Below are 15,367 nucleotides of genomic sequence, written 5' to 3'. Positions count from 1 at the left end.
TTTGATGTCTAAATAGTCATTATAGAGCAATTTGTATGTACTGTGGTGCATTACTAACGGCTTCTGTATGCACTTTGCAAAGGTACTAGGATATTGAGAGAATCCTGTTTAACAGGTTTTTTGTAAAAATTAAAGCTGCATGGCTGCCAATGATATTTGATAGCGATCGCTCTCGTAAAACTGGCGGTTATACATTAGAATTAGCGATTGTTGAAACAATTATTTAAGTACACCAAGGTAGTTTAAACGTGCAAACTGAATTAAGTAAAGGTAGTACTTTTACTATTCAATTACCATTCGATGTTACCCCAAAGTTTAAATTTAACTAAAACTTTCTCTACCAAACTTTACTCATATTCAAAATAAACCCAGGTAATACCGACTCATTGCTAACGGTAGTAGGATTATCTAAACATTCCTCTGACAATCCAGGACGATAAATATAAACTTTACGCTGCTTACGGTCAATCAACCAGCCTAACTGTATTCCTGGCTCATTCATATATTCCTCCATTTTTTCCTTCAAAGTCTGGAGGTTGTCACTGGGAGATTTGAGTTCGACTACAAAATCTGGACAAATGGGGACAAATCTTTCTTGTTGTTTTGGAGACAGAGTATTCCACCGTTGTAGTTTAATCCAGGAAGCGTCTGGCGAGCTGTTTGCACCTGTTGATAGCTTAAATCCGGTACTAGAGTCAAAAGTTATACCTGAACCATCTTGTTCCGACCACACCCACAGCTGTCCAAAGATGTTGCCTCCACGGTTGCCTGTTGTCCCACCAGTAGGTGGCATAATTGATATTTCTCCAAATTTATTTCGCTCAATGCGTAAGTCACGATTCACCTGACAGAATTCAAAAAATTGTTCGTCTGTCATTTGCATTGATGACGGAATTTGTAAAACCAAAGGAGATGAAAACATCGGGATTTCCTCCAGGTTCGGATGCCTAGCCCACTGACTATATTCTCACGCAAAAAACAAAGACGCAAAGTTATATCTTGGCGTCTTTGCTTTTTTATCCGAAATCATTTTCAGATTTACTTGTTAGGCTGAGGAGTCATCCGCAGATAGGGTTTGATTTCCTCATAACCTTTGGGGAATTTCTCTTTGAGTACTTCTGGATCTTTCAGCGAGGGGACAATTACAACATCCTCTCCATCTTTCCAGTCAGCTGGTGTCGCCACGCTATAATTATCAGTCAATTGCAGAGAATCAATCACCCGCAACAGTTCATCAAAGTTGCGTCCCGTGCTGGGAGGGTAGGTGAAAGAGAGACGGAGTTTCTTGTTGGGATCGATCACAAAAACCGATCGCACCGTCACAGATGCATTAGCATTCGGATGAATCATGTCGTAAAGTTCAGAAACCTTGCGATCCGCATCTGCCAAAATTGGGTAGTTGAGGGTGGTGCTTTGAGTTTCTTCGATGTCTCCCACCCAGCCTTTGTGGGATTCTACATCATCAACGCTAAGTGCGATCGCTTTGACATTGCGTTTGTCAAACTCTGGTTTTAGCTTGGCAACTGTGCCTAATTCGGTTGTGCAAACAGGTGTAAAATCAGCAGGGTGAGAAAACAGCACAACCCAGCTGTCACCTGCCCATTGGTAAAAATCGATGTCGCCGTGTGTTGAGGCTTGCGTAAAGTTGGGTACTGTGTCACCTAGACGGAGAGCCATGTGAGATTCCCTGTAGTTAGAAAAGCATATGTGTTCTAGTATGCTATCATCCCATAAAACCCGCATTCCCCAATCGGGCTTTAGCGGTTTGAAACAAAATTTTAGGTTGTCACCACTCTTGGATAAGGGACGAAAGGCAGGTAAAAATTAGTAAAAGGGACTAGATGAGGCAGGAGGCAGAAACTTTTAATATCTGATTCGTGAGTCCTGCATTTTGTACTTCACTTAAAAAGCAAGCTGCTGTATATGTTAATTGGGATTGGTTTTGCGATTGCGGATATGGTTGTCAAAGCAGTTCTAGCGCCTATTTGGCAAAAACTGCTATTGTCTGCGTTGAGTTAACTTAATTTGTTCGTCAGAATTTTCTGGTAGGCTTGGATTGTTTGCCTAGCGATCGCATCCCAGCTAAAATTTTCCAAGGCATATTTTTGGGCGTTTAATCCCCGTCGTTGGCGTTCTGTGGGATTTTGCAAAGCTTCTTGCAGTAACTCTACCAGCGCTTGGACATCTGTTGCACCCACCCAACCCGACTCACTATCACGTATCTGTTGACAAATATGCACTTGGTCAGAAATGATTACGGGTACACCTGCAACCATCGCTTCAGCTACAGCAATCCCAAAATTTTCGTAGTAGGAAGGCAAAACAAATAAATCAGCAGCTTGTAGTAAACTAACTTTGAGTTCACCAGTGACAAAGCCAGTAATTGTAGTGTGCGATCGCAGTGGTGAATTTTGAATTTGGGATATTATCTTTTGTTCGTAATCTGGATCTTGGGGATTTGTTCCAGCTAAAACAAAATGAAACTTATAACCAACCCCTAATAGTTTTTCTAGTGCCGGAATCAACAAATTTAACCCTTTTTTCGGGTCAATTCGTGACATAAACAGCACTAATGGTACATCCTTTGGTATTTCTAACTGACTACATACATTTTTAAGGGGTGATTGAGGGGGGATTACACCCAAGGGAATCACCAAATCTGGCGTAGAGACTCCAAACCGTTCTGATATTTTAGCCTCTTGAGCGCTGGTAAAATGAATAGCCGCCGCACCAGCTAAATTTTGACGTTCTATAATTGCGACATAAAGCTGTTTTAATTGCTTTTTTTTCTGTAAATCAGCCGGATCGAGAGTACCCAAAGGACGGAAAATATAAGGTAATTTTTGCTGACGACACACAATAGCAGCAGCACTAATTATTGGGGAGAATAGAGCATGAATATGTGCGATGTCAAACTCGTGAGCATGACGTTTTAACCAGTTTAATAAATCTAAAGAAAATTTATAGCGACGAAAAGGAGCACAACGAAAGTAAATTATTTCATAGCCATCTTGTTTAATTGGGCAATTTAAAGGAACATCTAGAGGTGTTTGACCATTATCGCCATTACTATCAGTTGTGAGAATTGTAACTTCTACTCCCTCTTTTACCAATGCTGGAGCTAGCCCTAGTACCATTTGGCTTGGGCCGCCGTAAATCAAAGAAATTGAGGGGACAATTTGTAATATTTTCATTTTTTTGTCATTTGTCATTTGTCCTACCCTGCGGGAAGCCGCTGCCGCGTCTATGTACTTTGTTATTCACTAATGACCAATGACTAATAACTATTAACTAATTCTTGATAAAACTCTAATTGCTGTTTTGCTAAAGCTTTATTTGTATATTGAATCATTGCTTTTTGATAACCCATCTCACCGAGAGTGTGAGCAAAATCTGGTTTATCCATTAATCGAACTAAGCAATTAGCAAGGGCTTGAGCATCACCTTCGGGAAATACTAAACCAGCATCGCCAATTACATAGGGGATTTCACCAGAATCAGAACCAATTACAGGTACTTGGCAAGCCATTGCCTCAATTAGCACATGACCAAATTGTTCTTTCCAGCCAACAGAAGTTAAAGTTTTAAACTTATAAGTTGTTTCTGAAGGTAGTACTAAAGTACTCATTAAATTGATATAGTTTGTCACCTCATCATGAGGGACACTTTCTACCAAAATTAACCGTTCTTTAATATTGTTTTCTGCCGCTATTTTGATTAACTCACTTTGCAACTCTCCCCGTCCCAGTAGGAGTAATTTCCAAGGTTTATTTTTCAAGGCGATTAAGGCTTGTAAAAGTGTTAACAAACCCTTCTCTTGCACAAAACGTCCCACAAAACCTACAACAAAATCTCCTTTTTCAATGCCTAACTTAGCTGCTAAGTCTGGTTGGGCTTTGGGAGTAAATAGACTTTCATCTATGCCCAGTTGCGGCATGACTTTAATTGACCCTTGATATCCCCGTTGTCGTAAAACTTCTGCTCCATCTTGATTGCCAGAAATAATGCCGTGGCTGTGGTTGAGGTTATATTTTTCTAACAAAGAAATTGGTGGTTTAAGTTCATATGGAAGATTCCACCAAGTAAAAAATACGTTTTTTGCCTTGAGTCCTAATAGCTTATTTAAGGCAATCATTTGAGTATAAGCTAATGCTCTAGATCCTTGTTCTACCTGGATGATTTGGGGACGAAATTGCTTTAACAAAGATATTAAATCAGCACCAAAGGTAAGGAGTCCCTGGTGATTTTGACTAAAATTAGAAACAGGAACTATTCTAAATGTGCCTTCATCACGGTATTCAGTTTCAATAATTCTGTTTTGCACGCCACCTGGTTTCCAGCGCTTTGGTACTACAACTGTGACTTCAACTCCCGGTTCTAACTGAGATAAAGCGCGTAATTTTTCACAGTTGAGGTCTACGATATAAGTGTGACTAGCAACTAAAATTCTCATTTTTCATTTATTCTTTGTTATTCACTAATGACTAATGACCAATGACAAATGACTAATAGCTAAACTTGTTCATCCAATCGACTGTAAATTTGACCATCGTTCCATATTGATTGGATGACAGTACCCAAAGCTTTGAAAAAACCCAAAATGTAGAAAATAGCGCGAGTGGCAATTTTGATGGGGGAACCGCTTTTATGGCAAGGTGGGCGTCCCAGGACGTGGCAGTCAAATAAACGGCCGTATAAGCGTAAAGCTTGAGTAACGGTAAGGTTTTTCAGCCCCAGTAAGAAATGGTTGTGGTAAAAGGTGAGTTGATATTTCAGCGATCGCATACTAATATCATGACAACCCCCTGTTTCTTCGCCTAAATGCACCAAATGGGCTTCTGGGTCGTACCAAATCTTATACCCTGTCTGGCGCACGCGCAAACAAAAATCTGACTCTTCGCGCACTGCACTACCGCCAAACCTCTCATCAAACCTCAGCCCGTACTTAGTAAAGATTTCGCGGCGAAAAGACATATTACAACCCCTTGCTGTCAGTACTTGCTGGGCTTTGATGGTATGTACTAAATCAATATGATACCAAGCAATTCCGGGGTCCATAGCTTGAGGAGGCAGATATTCAATCTCTAAATCTCCTCCAGAATCACCCAATTTCATTCTGTCAAATACCCGTCCGGCTACAGCCCCCACTTCTGGGTTTTGCAAATAATTTTTCGCATGGGCTGCTAACAATCCAGGGGTTAGCTGAACATCATCATCAATAAATAATATTATTTCACCAGCAGACCGCCGGACAGCATAATTCCGCGCTCCTGGCAAACTCGCCCAATCTAAGCGCAACCATTTAATTTTGCCTGCCTCCGCCATCTCTTCTAGATAGGCTTGAATTTCTGGTTGGTGTTTTGGGGTTTGGTCTACAACTAAAACTTCAAAATTTGGATAGTCCTGTTTTAAGACATCCACAATGCTATCCCGTAGCGCTTCCTCTCTACCATAGGTCGGGATAACTACAGAAATTAAAGGATAATTATTCATGGTTTTTATTAAGTAATTTTTCTAGTTTGATGATAGCTTTGTAAAAATTAATTTTAATTAAATTCAGTAAGCTACCAATGCTTTAATTTGCATTTTGATTTTTCATGGGTACTGAAAACCCTCTCTCCAAACCTATCCCTTTGTAGAGAAGAGGCTTTAAATTTTCCCGTTCTCTACTAGGGAAGCTGGCTCGCTGGTTAGTTATTTGTTGGTTTTTACGCATAACCTAAAAAGTTATAATTCATATTTAGTCAATTGTTTAAGCTGCTGCATAAAGATTATCAAAGAACTCATTTTGCTTTTCGGAGTTATGCACAATTTGCGCTTGAGCTAATGCTCCTGCACTTAAAAATTCATAATGTTCTCGTTTATCCGTTCTATCAAGAAATTGGACGATCTGTTGCAATGCTTGCTCTGCCAAATAGTCATAGGTGCTATTCAAAATTTCCCAATATTCATTAGTTTTAGTTTTTTCTCCGTGCAGCCAATTACTCCAGTGTCTAATTTCATTAATTGGTAATTCTAAAATATAGCCATTTTCCCCATGACGAATAAATTCTGGTAAGGCACATACATTTGTCGTAATTGCAGGAGTGGCAACTGAAAAACCTTCGATGATACTATAGCCATAAGTATCATGCAATGTTGCCATCAATTGAAAATGACTTTGTGATAATAACTCAAGAACTTTGTCATTAGGAAGATTTTTATGGAAGACAACGTTATTGAGATCGAGTAATTTTAAATCCTCTACATATTTGGTGCGATCGGGGAAATCCGTCGGCACTCCTGGGCCATGTCCCAGTTCCGAAATTATATGTACAGTAATAGGTAAACCTAATTTTTCAGCTTTCTTGGCAAGTCTTAAAGCAACCACTCCACCTTTGCGGGCAAAGTGATTTCCGATAAATATAAGCTGGAGATTTTGTTGTTCCTGATAAAGTTTCGATTGATTAACCCTGACTGGAAAGTTTGGATGAATAACTTCCAACTTATTACTTACTTTTTTTTCTATCTTCCAACCTTCTATCCGCTTAATTAATCTCAACTTGGCATAATCTGAGATAGCTATAAGTTTTTGGCAATTTTCGAGCGCTAATCGATTATTTAACAATTCATAAATTGCAGCTTCCCCTTGATTTTGAGGATTTCTATATAAAACACGATGATCCTCAAAGGTGAGAAACCAAGGTTTGTTTGTATATAAAATTCTGTTGAAAGAATGAATAGCTTGGTATCTTTCCCATACAGGCTGCCACGCCATAAAGCTGCCTAAAGGATACCAAACTTTTTCTATAGGATATCTGCCTGCGGGAAAAGGCTTCGGGCGGATGAGTGTATGCCGAGAATTGCGAGGTAGATTTGGAATGCTGAGGTGTTTTTGACCTCCTATGATAACTTTTGCCATTTTTATTGCATTTAAATTGTTTTTAGACGTTTTTTCTTGTTTTTTTGGTCAGGGTTGGCATCTTCCTTATCTTGTTTCTCCAGTTCTGGCAATTTAAAAAGAACTCCTGCAAAAAACCAATAATAGACAGCAACCGGGTCGACATCCAGAGGATAGTAGTAGGTGTTGTAGCTAATAAACAATATAAACACCCATAAAGCTGCTCCGTAACTGCGGAAATTACGGTTCTTTATGGATCGATAGGTTTTAAAGCCAATAATTGTTAAACTAGTGACCAAACTCAGAAAAGCTAGTACTCCAACAATTCCAACTTCAAAAAGTACTTTGGGATAGTAGGTTTCCACTAGCTTAGTTTTACCCATTACACGGGCAGAGTTAGTTGCTCGACCTAAGCCACTTCCCAGCGGCCCGTCTACGTTTTTCCAATTCTCTTCAAATTGCTGGACGATAAAATCTTGAGGTGGTGATGCGTCCCAGCGACTGGTAAAACTCTCGGTTCTCTCTTGCACGACAGCAGGGTTAGCCACCATTGCTATTCCCAGAACGAAAGCAAGTCCTACCCCTATGGGTATAAACCGTTTAAGGTTGCCAATTTGACCAGTGAGCAATAGCAAAATCCCGAAGCAGGTTGGTACTAAAGCTAAGGCGATTCTTTGCCCAGAAATTACAGCATTGATAAAGACTGCGACTAAAGAACCTAAACCGACCAGTCGCCATAGTGGCAAAGGGTCAGCGAAGCCGGTAGCAAAGGTAAAAAAGGTGCTGGAAATTAAGAACCATGACCACTGCCAAGGAGCTACAAATGTCCCTGGTAGGCGAATGACTCCTTCTTCGGGGCTATATAAGAGCGCTCCACCAAAATAACATCGGGCTTCTAGTGATGTGACAAATAGGGCATTTCCTTCAAGACCTCTAGTGCCATGACATACACCAGTTAGTAGTAATAGGTATTGAATAAATCCCAACACGCAGCAAATCAGCGTGAGGACAATCTGGAGGCGCGATAAAAATAGAAAATCCCGCTTATCGCGAATTAAATAGTAAGCACAACCAAGGAGGGGGACATAGCCTAAAAATACTTTTAGTCCTAGAATTCCCATACCTAAGGGTATTTCTTTCTCTGCTTTTTGTAATAATCCCACGCTAGGCGGGTTAAACTGCTGACCACCATTAACAAACAACAGGGTTAGTATACTGCAACCCAAAACAATATAAAGTGGGATTTTAATGCCTTGGGGAATAATTAGGGGTAGCCCCTGTTTACGGCAAGTCTGCCAAAGCCCAATTAGGGCTGGAACATAAAAGGCATCTTTAGCTAATTGCAGTATGGGACTATTACCGAGGTAGTAAGTGATAGTACCCCCAATAGGCACGTAAATGATGAAGGCATATAGCGCTTGACGGGGGTATTTGTAGGAAAGGGATATGATGATTATCCCCAAGACACCAGGGGCTGCTGCTTTAATTCCAGCTATGAAAAAAAGCAGAACGCCAACGAAGAGACCGCCAAAGGTGGCGGTGCTAAGTAAGCTGGTGAGTTCTTTACGTGCTTGAGCTGCTTTGCGCTTTTGGGCTAACTGTTCTTTGAGGCTAAGGGTAGAAGTTTCCTTTTTAGCCTGCTTTTTCGATTTTTTAGATTGCTGAGATTTTGACTTGAATTTTGGCATGGTGGTGCTGTAGCCTATCAGCCACAGAAAATCAAATCTATTATAGTTGACAAATTTCTTTGGATTGCTGTAAGTCGTACAATCCGAATTCATCTATAACTGATTGATTTAATAATTTGCGATTAAAAATGCTAAATCTTAATCTTTTTGAATTATCAAAAAGGTTTTCTCCTGTTTCCAAAATATAAACCGCACCTGGAAATGGTAACGATCTAATAGCTTTTGCTTTGTTCTTTAAAATATCTCTGACTTTGGCATGGTCTATATAATATCTATAGTATCCATAACCACGATTGTATTCTGCGGTCTCTGGCAAATCATTCAAATCATAGCGAATAATATTACAACTACCGCACATTTTATAAAAATTGCTTCTTTTAATATATATGTAATTACTGCCTTCCTGATATTTATAACCTTTATTTATAAACCATCCATGAGAATCTGGATGTTGTTGAATAAATTTGGCTAATTTTTGACTTACACAATCGTCAGCATCAACTGTCATAGTGTGAGTGGGAGAAAATTTCTGAGCATAAATCAATCCTTTTAATATTTTACGCCCTTTATCTGTGTCTCCTTTAGCTACAGGGTTAGTCTCATTCGGAGGGGAAAAATCAACTGAAATGTATGTGATATGAGGATGAGTGAATTCTATTTTTGGCTTTTCGTGGCAAACAACAATAACGCGAAAGTTAGGTGAGGTTTGATTACAAACTGATTTAATGCATCTTTCAAATAATTGTGTAACACGTTCCCAGGAATTGGAAACTCGTGCACTTTTGAGTGGGATAACAAAAACAAGCACTGTATTATATCTAACAAATAGCGAAGAATATTGTCGAAGTAAATAATAACACGTTCCGACTGATACCAATTCTCTATCAAGACGCGCGAAAATAAAAATAGGTACGTGCTAAAGGTAAGCCAGTGCATTACGGGGGTTGTTCCAGTTAAAGCAACTGGCATATGGGGTGCAATGACTGTGGAAATGATAACTAATTATCCAAATATGATATTAAGAGTTAAAAATAATCATTTATACGCCTATACGAACACATATGAAAAATGACTAATCTAAAATCCCAAATCCCAAATCCCAAATCGTATCGTGGGTTATTTGTAGGTTTAGTAACCTTAGATTTGATTTATCTTGCTGACTCCGCCCCTAAGAACAATCAAAAGATTGTCGCTACTGACTATACTGTAGCGGCAGGGGGGCCAGCTACAAACGCGGCTGTAACTTTCAGCCATTTAGGTAATCAAGCTACAGTCTTGGGTGTGGTGGGTTCTCACCCTATGACACAGCTAATTCGAGGAGATTTGGCAAATTACAAAGTTGCGATCGCAGACCTTGAGCCTACCACTGATTTAGCACCGCCTGTCTCCTCAATCATTGTTACCCAAGCCACGGGCGAACGAGCTGTGGTTTCCATCAATGCTGTCAAAACTCAAGCCAGCAGCGCATCTATCCCGCCAGATATTTTGCAAAATGTCGATATAGTACTGATTGATGGACATCAAATGGCGGTTAGTTATTCCATAGCCCAAATGGCAAAAGCGAAAAATATCCCAGTAGTAATTGATGGTGGAAGTTGGAAGCCTGGATTTGAGCAAATTTTACCCTTTGTAGATTACGCTATCTGTTCGGCTAATTTTTATCCCCCAAACTGCCAGACTGGAGAAGACGTTTTTGCCTATCTGGGCAGATTTGACATTCCTCACATCGCCATTAGCCACGGACAAAAACCAATTGAATACTTGAGTTGCACTAAAACTGGTATCGTAGATGTGCCGCAGATTCAAGCGGTTGATACATTAGGGGCTGGAGATATTTTCCACGGTGCTTTCTGCGATCGCATTTTAAGGGAAAGTTTTACTGATGCACTGGCACTGGCAGCTAATATTGCTGCTGATTCCTGTAAATTTTTTGGTACCCGACGCTGGATGGATTTAAACTAGGGGCGCACAGAGGTGCGTCTCTACTCAGGTTATACATATTTTTAAATTAGGGCAAATTAATGAAAGACTTTCAAGAAATATTAGCGATCGCTCGTGAGGTAGGTTGGGGCGCAGCAGAGATACTGCGATCGTATTACCACGGCACTGCCAAAGACCCTAATTTAGAAATACAATATAAACAAAATGAGCCTGTTACCGTTGCCGATGTAGCTGTGAGTCAATACATTTTGCAAAGCCTACAAGCAGCTTTGGGTAACGAAGATTTTGCTTACATCAGTGAAGAAACTTACCAATCGCCAAGTCGTGGGGCACAGCCTTCTAACCCTTGGGTATGGATAATCGATCCTTTGGATGGCACACGAGACTTTATCGAAAAAACTGGCGACTATGCAGTTCACATTGCTTTAGTCAAGGAAACACGCCCAGTGTTAGCAGTGGTGGCAGTACCAGAGACAGAAAAATTATATTACGCGATCAAAGGCGGGGGTACATTTGTCGAAACCCGTGATGGATCTGTTCCTTTACAAGTGTCGTCAGGTAAACGAGTTGAGGATTTAACCTTAGTTGTTAGTCGCTCTCACCGCAACCAACGCTTAGATTACTTACTAAAAAACTTACCCTGTCAAAATCAGAAAGCTGTGGGTAGTGTTGGTTGCAAAATCGCCACCATTGTGGAGCAACAGGCAGATATCTACATTTCCCTTTCCGGTAAGTCTGCGCCCAAAGACTGGGATATAGCAGCCCCAGAACTGATTTTAACAGAAGCTGGCGGTAAATTTACCCACTTCGACGGTACTCCGTTGCAGTATGACACCGGTGATATCAGTCAATGGGGAGGCTTGCTGGCTAGTAACGGTGAATATCACGAGGTGCTGTGCAAGGAAGCAGAGAGGATTATAGCGCAGTTTGATCGTAGCTAATGGAGCATTTGAGGATGAATATTTTTAATTTGCTTTTAAGACAGTTAGTCATGGTATGATTGCCACCACTACCGATAATAATCTTTACTTCTTAGTCCACAGCTAAATTTTCAAAACACTAACTGCCTGAGCGATCGCTAGTTAATTCCGAATTGCTTTTAAAAGTATAACTTTTATACTACAAGCAACAAAAGCCTGTCGTTGGAAGGTCTGGGAACCTGCCCTAAAGGTTTTATTTGTCAATAAAATTCACTTTCAGACGATATTCACAGGCTGAAGGCTGTGTTAAACTCATGGACATAAGGATTATTTTCGGTTGAGTAACTCGTTTTGATTTCTAAAAACCGTCTCTCCGAATTTAACTCTCTACACTCTGTGAATTCGGAGATTTCTATGTCAATCTACGTCGGAAACCTGTCCTATCAGGTTACAGAAGAGGACCTAAAGCAGGCTTTTGCAGAATACGGAACAGTAAATCGCGTTCAACTACCCACAGATCGGGAAACAGGCCGGCCGCGTGGGTTCGCTTTTGTGGAAATGGAATCAGACACACAAGAACAAGCTGCCATCGATGCACTTGATGGTGCTGAGTGGATGGGACGTGATTTGAAAGTGAACAAAGCTAAACCTCGTGAGGAAAGAAGTAACTCTTCTCGTGGTAACTGGGGTGGCGGTAATGCCCGCCGGAACAATAATCGCTACTAAGTCCATTCCTAAAAATTTCTTTCACATTTAGAGTCTCCAGCAGATTGGAGCCTTTGGCTTTCTCTGCTGGAATATTTTATTTTGTATCTAGTCTTGAACTATTCATCCACAATTAGGGAGGAATGAGAATGACACAAGTAATTTTAGGGGAGAATGAAGGTATTGAATCAGCCTTGAGAAGATTTAAGCGGGAAGTTTCTAAAGCAGGAATTTTCCAAGATATGAGAAAAAAGCGTCACTTCGAGACGCCGATAGAAAAACAGAAGCGTAAAACAATTGCTAGGCACAAGCAACGTCGTCAACAACGTTCTCGCTTCAATTAACAAATCCAAAAATTTGCCTTTCAATTTGACATCCAGCCAAAATCTCTTCATTGTTGTCATACCTCCGGCAAACCACAAGTAATTAGGGATACATCAACAAACAATACTGTTCGTAGTAGCGCTGTATTTGCTTTCAGCGCTACTAGCCGTATATAACCATATAAAAGCAACATAATTTGTTGAGTTCCATTTGCGGAACTTGTAGCAAATAAATGTATCTTCCTGTATACCCATAAAGTATTGTAGATATCGTTAGGCTGCAATCCCTAGCTCTGGATTTTCAGGAAAATGTTACGACTTTATCATTTATTACTAGGTTCTATTTTGCTGGTGTCAATACCGGTGGGAGCAAAATTACTTGTCCCCCAATTTTCTCCACCCAAAGTGGTAAAACCTGCTGCCGTTGCAAAACTTCCCAACCCTAATCAGGGAAATATCTGGCAGAAAATCCTGGGAAGTGCTGCTGCTCCCACTAACTGGCAAGTTGCTGCTTGTGAGGGAAATGCACCTCTGTTGTGTGTCTCCTCTAAAGGGAAACGTTTGGGTACAGTTGAGATTAACGTTTACCCATTAGCAAGCAATGAGGATTTCCAGAAGAAACTCTTAGCAGTTGGTATTCCCAATCGTTCCCAATTGGATTACCAAAGTTCCAAATACCAAACCCAGGTATTATCAGCACTCAAGGCTTGGGTAGCAGGCCACTACGCTGCTTTTGCCAAAGATCGTCAGGGTAAATATGGAAAAGAGATTACTTTCTCAGCCTACCCACCGCAACCAGTACCCGTTGGTAAGCTTCAGGGAATCCGCTATGGATTCGCCGGACTCAAGCAACAAGGTGGAGTAGAAGAGCAACATATCGGTCATGTTGCCTTTGATGGCAGTAAACTTTACGTAATTACCACTGCATTCGATCCAGGTACGCAAACAGGTAAGTTTGAGAAACTGGAAAACTTGGCTATTTTTCAACCTTACTTATATGCGATCGCAGCAGATTTACGTTTACCCCAATAGGGATTGGGTTAAGGTAAAGGTTACAGGTAATAGGGAATAATCTGTCCCCTGTAACCTGTAACCTATTCTCTTCTTCAGTCTCAATCAACCTAAATCTCAGCCACCGCCCGTTCAATCAAGCGATGTGCCAAAGTTTGCGTGCCAGTGTGTTCATAATAATTTGTTGCTACATCTAGGAAGGCTGCGAGGTAGTCTAACTTATCATCAGCAATATTGGTAAAACTTTGCAAGTTGTGGACAACCTTTTGTGGGGTTAAATTATTCGCGCTAACTAGCCCACTCATCCAACCTTTAACTGAGTCAAAGCTTTCGCCAATAAAGTTGAGTTTACTGCCAGCATTGTTCCCTGGAATCACATCTTTGATGCTTTGGAAAGTCGAGTTTTGTTCTAACTCCTGTGGATTTGTTTGATTAAGTCCAGATATCGCTTTGCTGATGAAGTCTGGGCCTAGCGGTATTAAACCATCAACACAAACTAATGCCACCATGCGGATGAGTGACTCACCACTATACTCACCTAAAGAGGCGACAAAATCTCCAATACTGTCTCCAGGAATGCCATTAATTTGGCAGAAGGCTACCAACTCAGCCACTAATTTCAATGTCAAATCGATGGTTTGGGCTTTATCTGGTTTGGGAGTGACAGAGTTTAAAAAACCTAACAAAGGAATTTTTTCGCCAACTTTGTTAGCTAAAGCTGCTGCACCAAGGGCTTTATCTGTAGCATCAACGGTTTGATATAACCACAAGGCTGTTTGGTATCCTTGGGATTTGTCGTTGAATAGATAAATCGCTCTTTCGCCAATTTGCTGAATTAAATCTTCGTCGTCTTCGCCAGTGACAGTCTTAATAGTATTGACAAAGCCAACAGTATTTTGCCACTGACCGGGAGCAACAAAATCGAGGGACTTTAGCAGAGAAACAGTCAAGCCGCCGGTTGGTAATTGATCGACCAACTCAAAAATTGATTTGCTCACAAAAATCTCCTTAGGTTTTGTTATCTAAATGTTCCTAGTACAAATCATTTCAGGCTAGCGAGACGGTTAAGATTAAACTTCTCTAGCCAATCTGCGCGATCGCTAGCTGTAAATGACGGATCGCGGGAAATTGCTTTTACTTGGTACTTACCTACCAAAATTGCAGTTTGCGTCTTACCAGTTTCTACTGCGGGATAACCACCAATTTTTTTGGTGCTTTTCGAGAACTTTGCGGCTGCACTCGGTATACTGCTGGTATCAGAAATAGACAGTAAGGCTACTTCTTTACCACCTTTTTTCAACTTTGCTTCCGCAAAGCCTTTTTTCTCTTGGGTATAGACACGCTGGTAGCCATCACCTGCATCAGGGAAAAGTTTATTAAATTCGCTACCCTGAGTTGCGGTCTTAGCCACCGCTTGACCCTTTTTCTGTTGAGTGCTTTCTTTTTGCACCTGGTCAAAACGTCCAGGTGTTTTGGGGCTACAGGCTGTTGTCAGTAGTACCACCGACAGCAACAAAGCAGCCACTACCCTACGCCCACGGTGTAAAATCATTTTTGGCTTCTCCTTATACTTGAGCTTTGAGGCAATTATCTGCGCTGCTAGCAATTATTACCCGTAAAATTTACTTTTTGATAATTATTGCCTAAGTTCTGAACTATAACAGTCTAGTTTTGATGCAACACCCATCATTTTGTACTTCAAAAAGGCTTAACATACTCAATTCACCCAATGCAAAAACGCCCCCCCTTTCGGGAGAGCGTCTTTTAGTTATAGATAAGCGTGAATAGCGTATCTCAGATTTTGATTAACCGTTGATAGCAGGAGCGGTAAGAGCAACAGGAGCAACATCACCAGCAGCCAAATCTAAGGGGAAGTTGTGAGCGTTACGCTCGTGCATT

The 15,367-nt window shown here is 40.7% G+C and carries 15 protein-coding genes and 2 pseudogenes; 6 read left to right on the top strand and 11 right to left on the bottom strand.

Translation table 11 applies throughout. The annotated features are described in order from the left end of the window. Positions 1-143: 143 nt before the first annotated feature. A pseudogene (locus tag V7L01_RS35465) lies at positions 144-329 on the top strand (ATP-binding protein); the annotation flags it as partial. A gap of 8 nt (positions 330-337) precedes the next feature. On the opposite strand, the gene V7L01_RS14860 reads toward V7L01_RS35465, so the two are convergent. The 8 genes from V7L01_RS14860 to V7L01_RS14825 all read right to left on the bottom strand — a co-directional run bounded on the left by V7L01_RS14860 (position 338) and on the right by V7L01_RS14825 (position 9,376). Continuing rightward, the gene (locus V7L01_RS14860; RefSeq protein WP_335035941.1) at positions 338-922 is read right to left on the bottom strand and encodes a Uma2 family endonuclease; all 585 of its coding nucleotides are present in this window, start codon (positions 920-922) and stop codon (positions 338-340) included. A gap of 116 nt (positions 923-1,038) precedes the next feature. Then, positions 1,039-1,677 carry a peroxiredoxin gene (locus V7L01_RS14855; protein ID WP_100900226.1) on the bottom strand — a complete coding sequence of 213 codons (639 nt, stop codon included), beginning with the start codon at positions 1,675-1,677 and terminating at the stop codon, positions 1,039-1,041. Between the two features lie 338 nt (positions 1,678-2,015). Further along, positions 2,016-3,194: a hormogonium polysaccharide biosynthesis glycosyltransferase HpsP gene (gene hpsP, locus V7L01_RS14850; protein ID WP_335036268.1), complete on the bottom strand. Its 1,179-nt coding sequence runs from the start codon at positions 3,192-3,194 to the stop codon at positions 2,016-2,018. An 83-nt stretch (positions 3,195-3,277) separates the two neighbouring features. Beyond that, positions 3,278-4,453: a hormogonium polysaccharide biosynthesis glycosyltransferase HpsO gene (gene hpsO, locus V7L01_RS14845; RefSeq protein ID WP_335035938.1), complete on the bottom strand. Its 1,176-nt coding sequence runs from the start codon at positions 4,451-4,453 to the stop codon at positions 3,278-3,280. Positions 4,454-4,512: 59 nt separating this feature from the next. Further along, positions 4,513-5,493, bottom strand: coding sequence for a hormogonium polysaccharide biosynthesis glycosyltransferase HpsN (hpsN, locus tag V7L01_RS14840; protein WP_335035936.1), 981 nt, complete (start codon positions 5,491-5,493; stop codon positions 4,513-4,515). A gap of 259 nt (positions 5,494-5,752) precedes the next feature. Next, complete coding sequence (locus tag V7L01_RS14835; protein WP_335035934.1) at positions 5,753-6,901, bottom strand: glycosyltransferase family 4 protein; 1,149 nt, start codon at positions 6,899-6,901, stop codon at positions 5,753-5,755. 11 nt (positions 6,902-6,912) lie between these two features. Next, positions 6,913-8,568, bottom strand: a complete 1,656-nt coding sequence (hpsL, locus tag V7L01_RS14830; RefSeq protein ID WP_335036266.1) for a hormogonium polysaccharide biosynthesis protein HpsL — start codon at positions 8,566-8,568, stop codon at positions 6,913-6,915. Between the two features lie 40 nt (positions 8,569-8,608). Continuing rightward, positions 8,609-9,376, bottom strand: a complete 768-nt coding sequence (locus V7L01_RS14825) for a glycosyltransferase family A protein (protein WP_335035932.1) — start codon at positions 9,374-9,376, stop codon at positions 8,609-8,611. Between the two features lie 260 nt (positions 9,377-9,636). On the opposite strand from V7L01_RS14825, the gene V7L01_RS14820 reads away from it, so the two are divergent. The 5 genes from V7L01_RS14820 (at position 9,637) to V7L01_RS14800 (ending at position 13,489) form a co-directional block, all read left to right on the top strand. Continuing rightward, positions 9,637-10,530, top strand: coding sequence for a sugar kinase (locus V7L01_RS14820; protein ID WP_335035930.1), 894 nt, complete (start codon positions 9,637-9,639; stop codon positions 10,528-10,530). A gap of 59 nt (positions 10,531-10,589) precedes the next feature. Further along, a complete protein-coding gene (locus V7L01_RS14815; RefSeq protein ID WP_335035928.1) occupies positions 10,590-11,450 on the top strand; it encodes a 3'(2'),5'-bisphosphate nucleotidase CysQ family protein in 861 nt (286 codons plus the stop codon). A 393-nt stretch (positions 11,451-11,843) separates the two neighbouring features. Beyond that, positions 11,844-12,155 carry an RNA recognition motif domain-containing protein gene (locus V7L01_RS14810; RefSeq protein ID WP_292717215.1) on the top strand — a complete coding sequence of 104 codons (312 nt, stop codon included), beginning with the start codon at positions 11,844-11,846 and terminating at the stop codon, positions 12,153-12,155. Between the two features lie 128 nt (positions 12,156-12,283). Beyond that, complete coding sequence (gene rpsU / locus V7L01_RS14805; RefSeq protein ID WP_335035926.1) at positions 12,284-12,478, top strand: 30S ribosomal protein S21; 195 nt, start codon at positions 12,284-12,286, stop codon at positions 12,476-12,478. A gap of 288 nt (positions 12,479-12,766) precedes the next feature. Then, positions 12,767-13,489, top strand: a complete 723-nt coding sequence (locus tag V7L01_RS14800; protein ID WP_335035924.1) for a hypothetical protein — start codon at positions 12,767-12,769, stop codon at positions 13,487-13,489. Positions 13,490-13,578: 89 nt separating this feature from the next. Here V7L01_RS14800 and V7L01_RS14795 read toward each other — a convergent pair whose 3' ends face one another. From V7L01_RS14795 to V7L01_RS14785, 3 genes and pseudogenes are all read right to left on the bottom strand, one after another. Beyond that, positions 13,579-14,466, bottom strand: a complete 888-nt coding sequence (locus V7L01_RS14795; protein ID WP_335035922.1) for a hypothetical protein — start codon at positions 14,464-14,466, stop codon at positions 13,579-13,581. A gap of 44 nt (positions 14,467-14,510) precedes the next feature. Then, positions 14,511-15,020 carry a hypothetical protein gene (locus tag V7L01_RS14790; RefSeq protein ID WP_335035921.1) on the bottom strand — a complete coding sequence of 170 codons (510 nt, stop codon included), beginning with the start codon at positions 15,018-15,020 and terminating at the stop codon, positions 14,511-14,513. Between the two features lie 253 nt (positions 15,021-15,273). Continuing rightward, positions 15,274-15,367, bottom strand: a pseudogene (locus tag V7L01_RS14785) (photosystem II protein D1); the annotation flags it as partial.

The sequence above is a fragment of the Nostoc sp. genome, from assembly GCF_036917095.1.
GTDB lineage: Bacteria > Cyanobacteriota > Cyanobacteriia > Cyanobacteriales > Nostocaceae > Nostoc.
This window is presented reverse-complemented; position numbering and strand designations above follow the sequence as displayed.

Bases quoted from the DNA above. Each gene is read 5' to 3' on its own strand.
- V7L01_RS14860 (WP_335035941.1), bottom strand. From the start codon at position 922: ATGTTTTCATCTCCTTTGGTTTTACAAATTCCGTCATCAATGCAAATG.
- V7L01_RS14855 (WP_100900226.1), bottom strand. From the start codon at position 1,677: ATGGCTCTCCGTCTAGGTGACACAGTACCCAACTTTACGCAAGCCTCA.
- hpsP (WP_335036268.1), bottom strand. From the start codon at position 3,194: ATGAAAATATTACAAATTGTCCCCTCAATTTCTTTGATTTACGGCGGC.
- hpsO (WP_335035938.1), bottom strand. From the start codon at position 4,453: ATGAGAATTTTAGTTGCTAGTCACACTTATATCGTAGACCTCAACTGT.
- hpsN (WP_335035936.1), bottom strand. From the start codon at position 5,493: ATGAATAATTATCCTTTAATTTCTGTAGTTATCCCGACCTATGGTAGA.
- V7L01_RS14835 (WP_335035934.1), bottom strand. From the start codon at position 6,901: ATGGCAAAAGTTATCATAGGAGGTCAAAAACACCTCAGCATTCCAAAT.
- hpsL (WP_335036266.1), bottom strand. From the start codon at position 8,568: ATGCCAAAATTCAAGTCAAAATCTCAGCAATCTAAAAAATCGAAAAAG.
- V7L01_RS14820 (WP_335035930.1), top strand. From the start codon at position 9,637: ATGACTAATCTAAAATCCCAAATCCCAAATCCCAAATCGTATCGTGGG.
- V7L01_RS14815 (WP_335035928.1), top strand. From the start codon at position 10,590: ATGAAAGACTTTCAAGAAATATTAGCGATCGCTCGTGAGGTAGGTTGG.
- V7L01_RS14810 (WP_292717215.1), top strand. From the start codon at position 11,844: ATGTCAATCTACGTCGGAAACCTGTCCTATCAGGTTACAGAAGAGGAC.
- rpsU (WP_335035926.1), top strand. From the start codon at position 12,284: ATGACACAAGTAATTTTAGGGGAGAATGAAGGTATTGAATCAGCCTTG.
- V7L01_RS14800 (WP_335035924.1), top strand. From the start codon at position 12,767: ATGTTACGACTTTATCATTTATTACTAGGTTCTATTTTGCTGGTGTCA.
- V7L01_RS14790 (WP_335035921.1), bottom strand. From the start codon at position 15,020: ATGATTTTACACCGTGGGCGTAGGGTAGTGGCTGCTTTGTTGCTGTCG.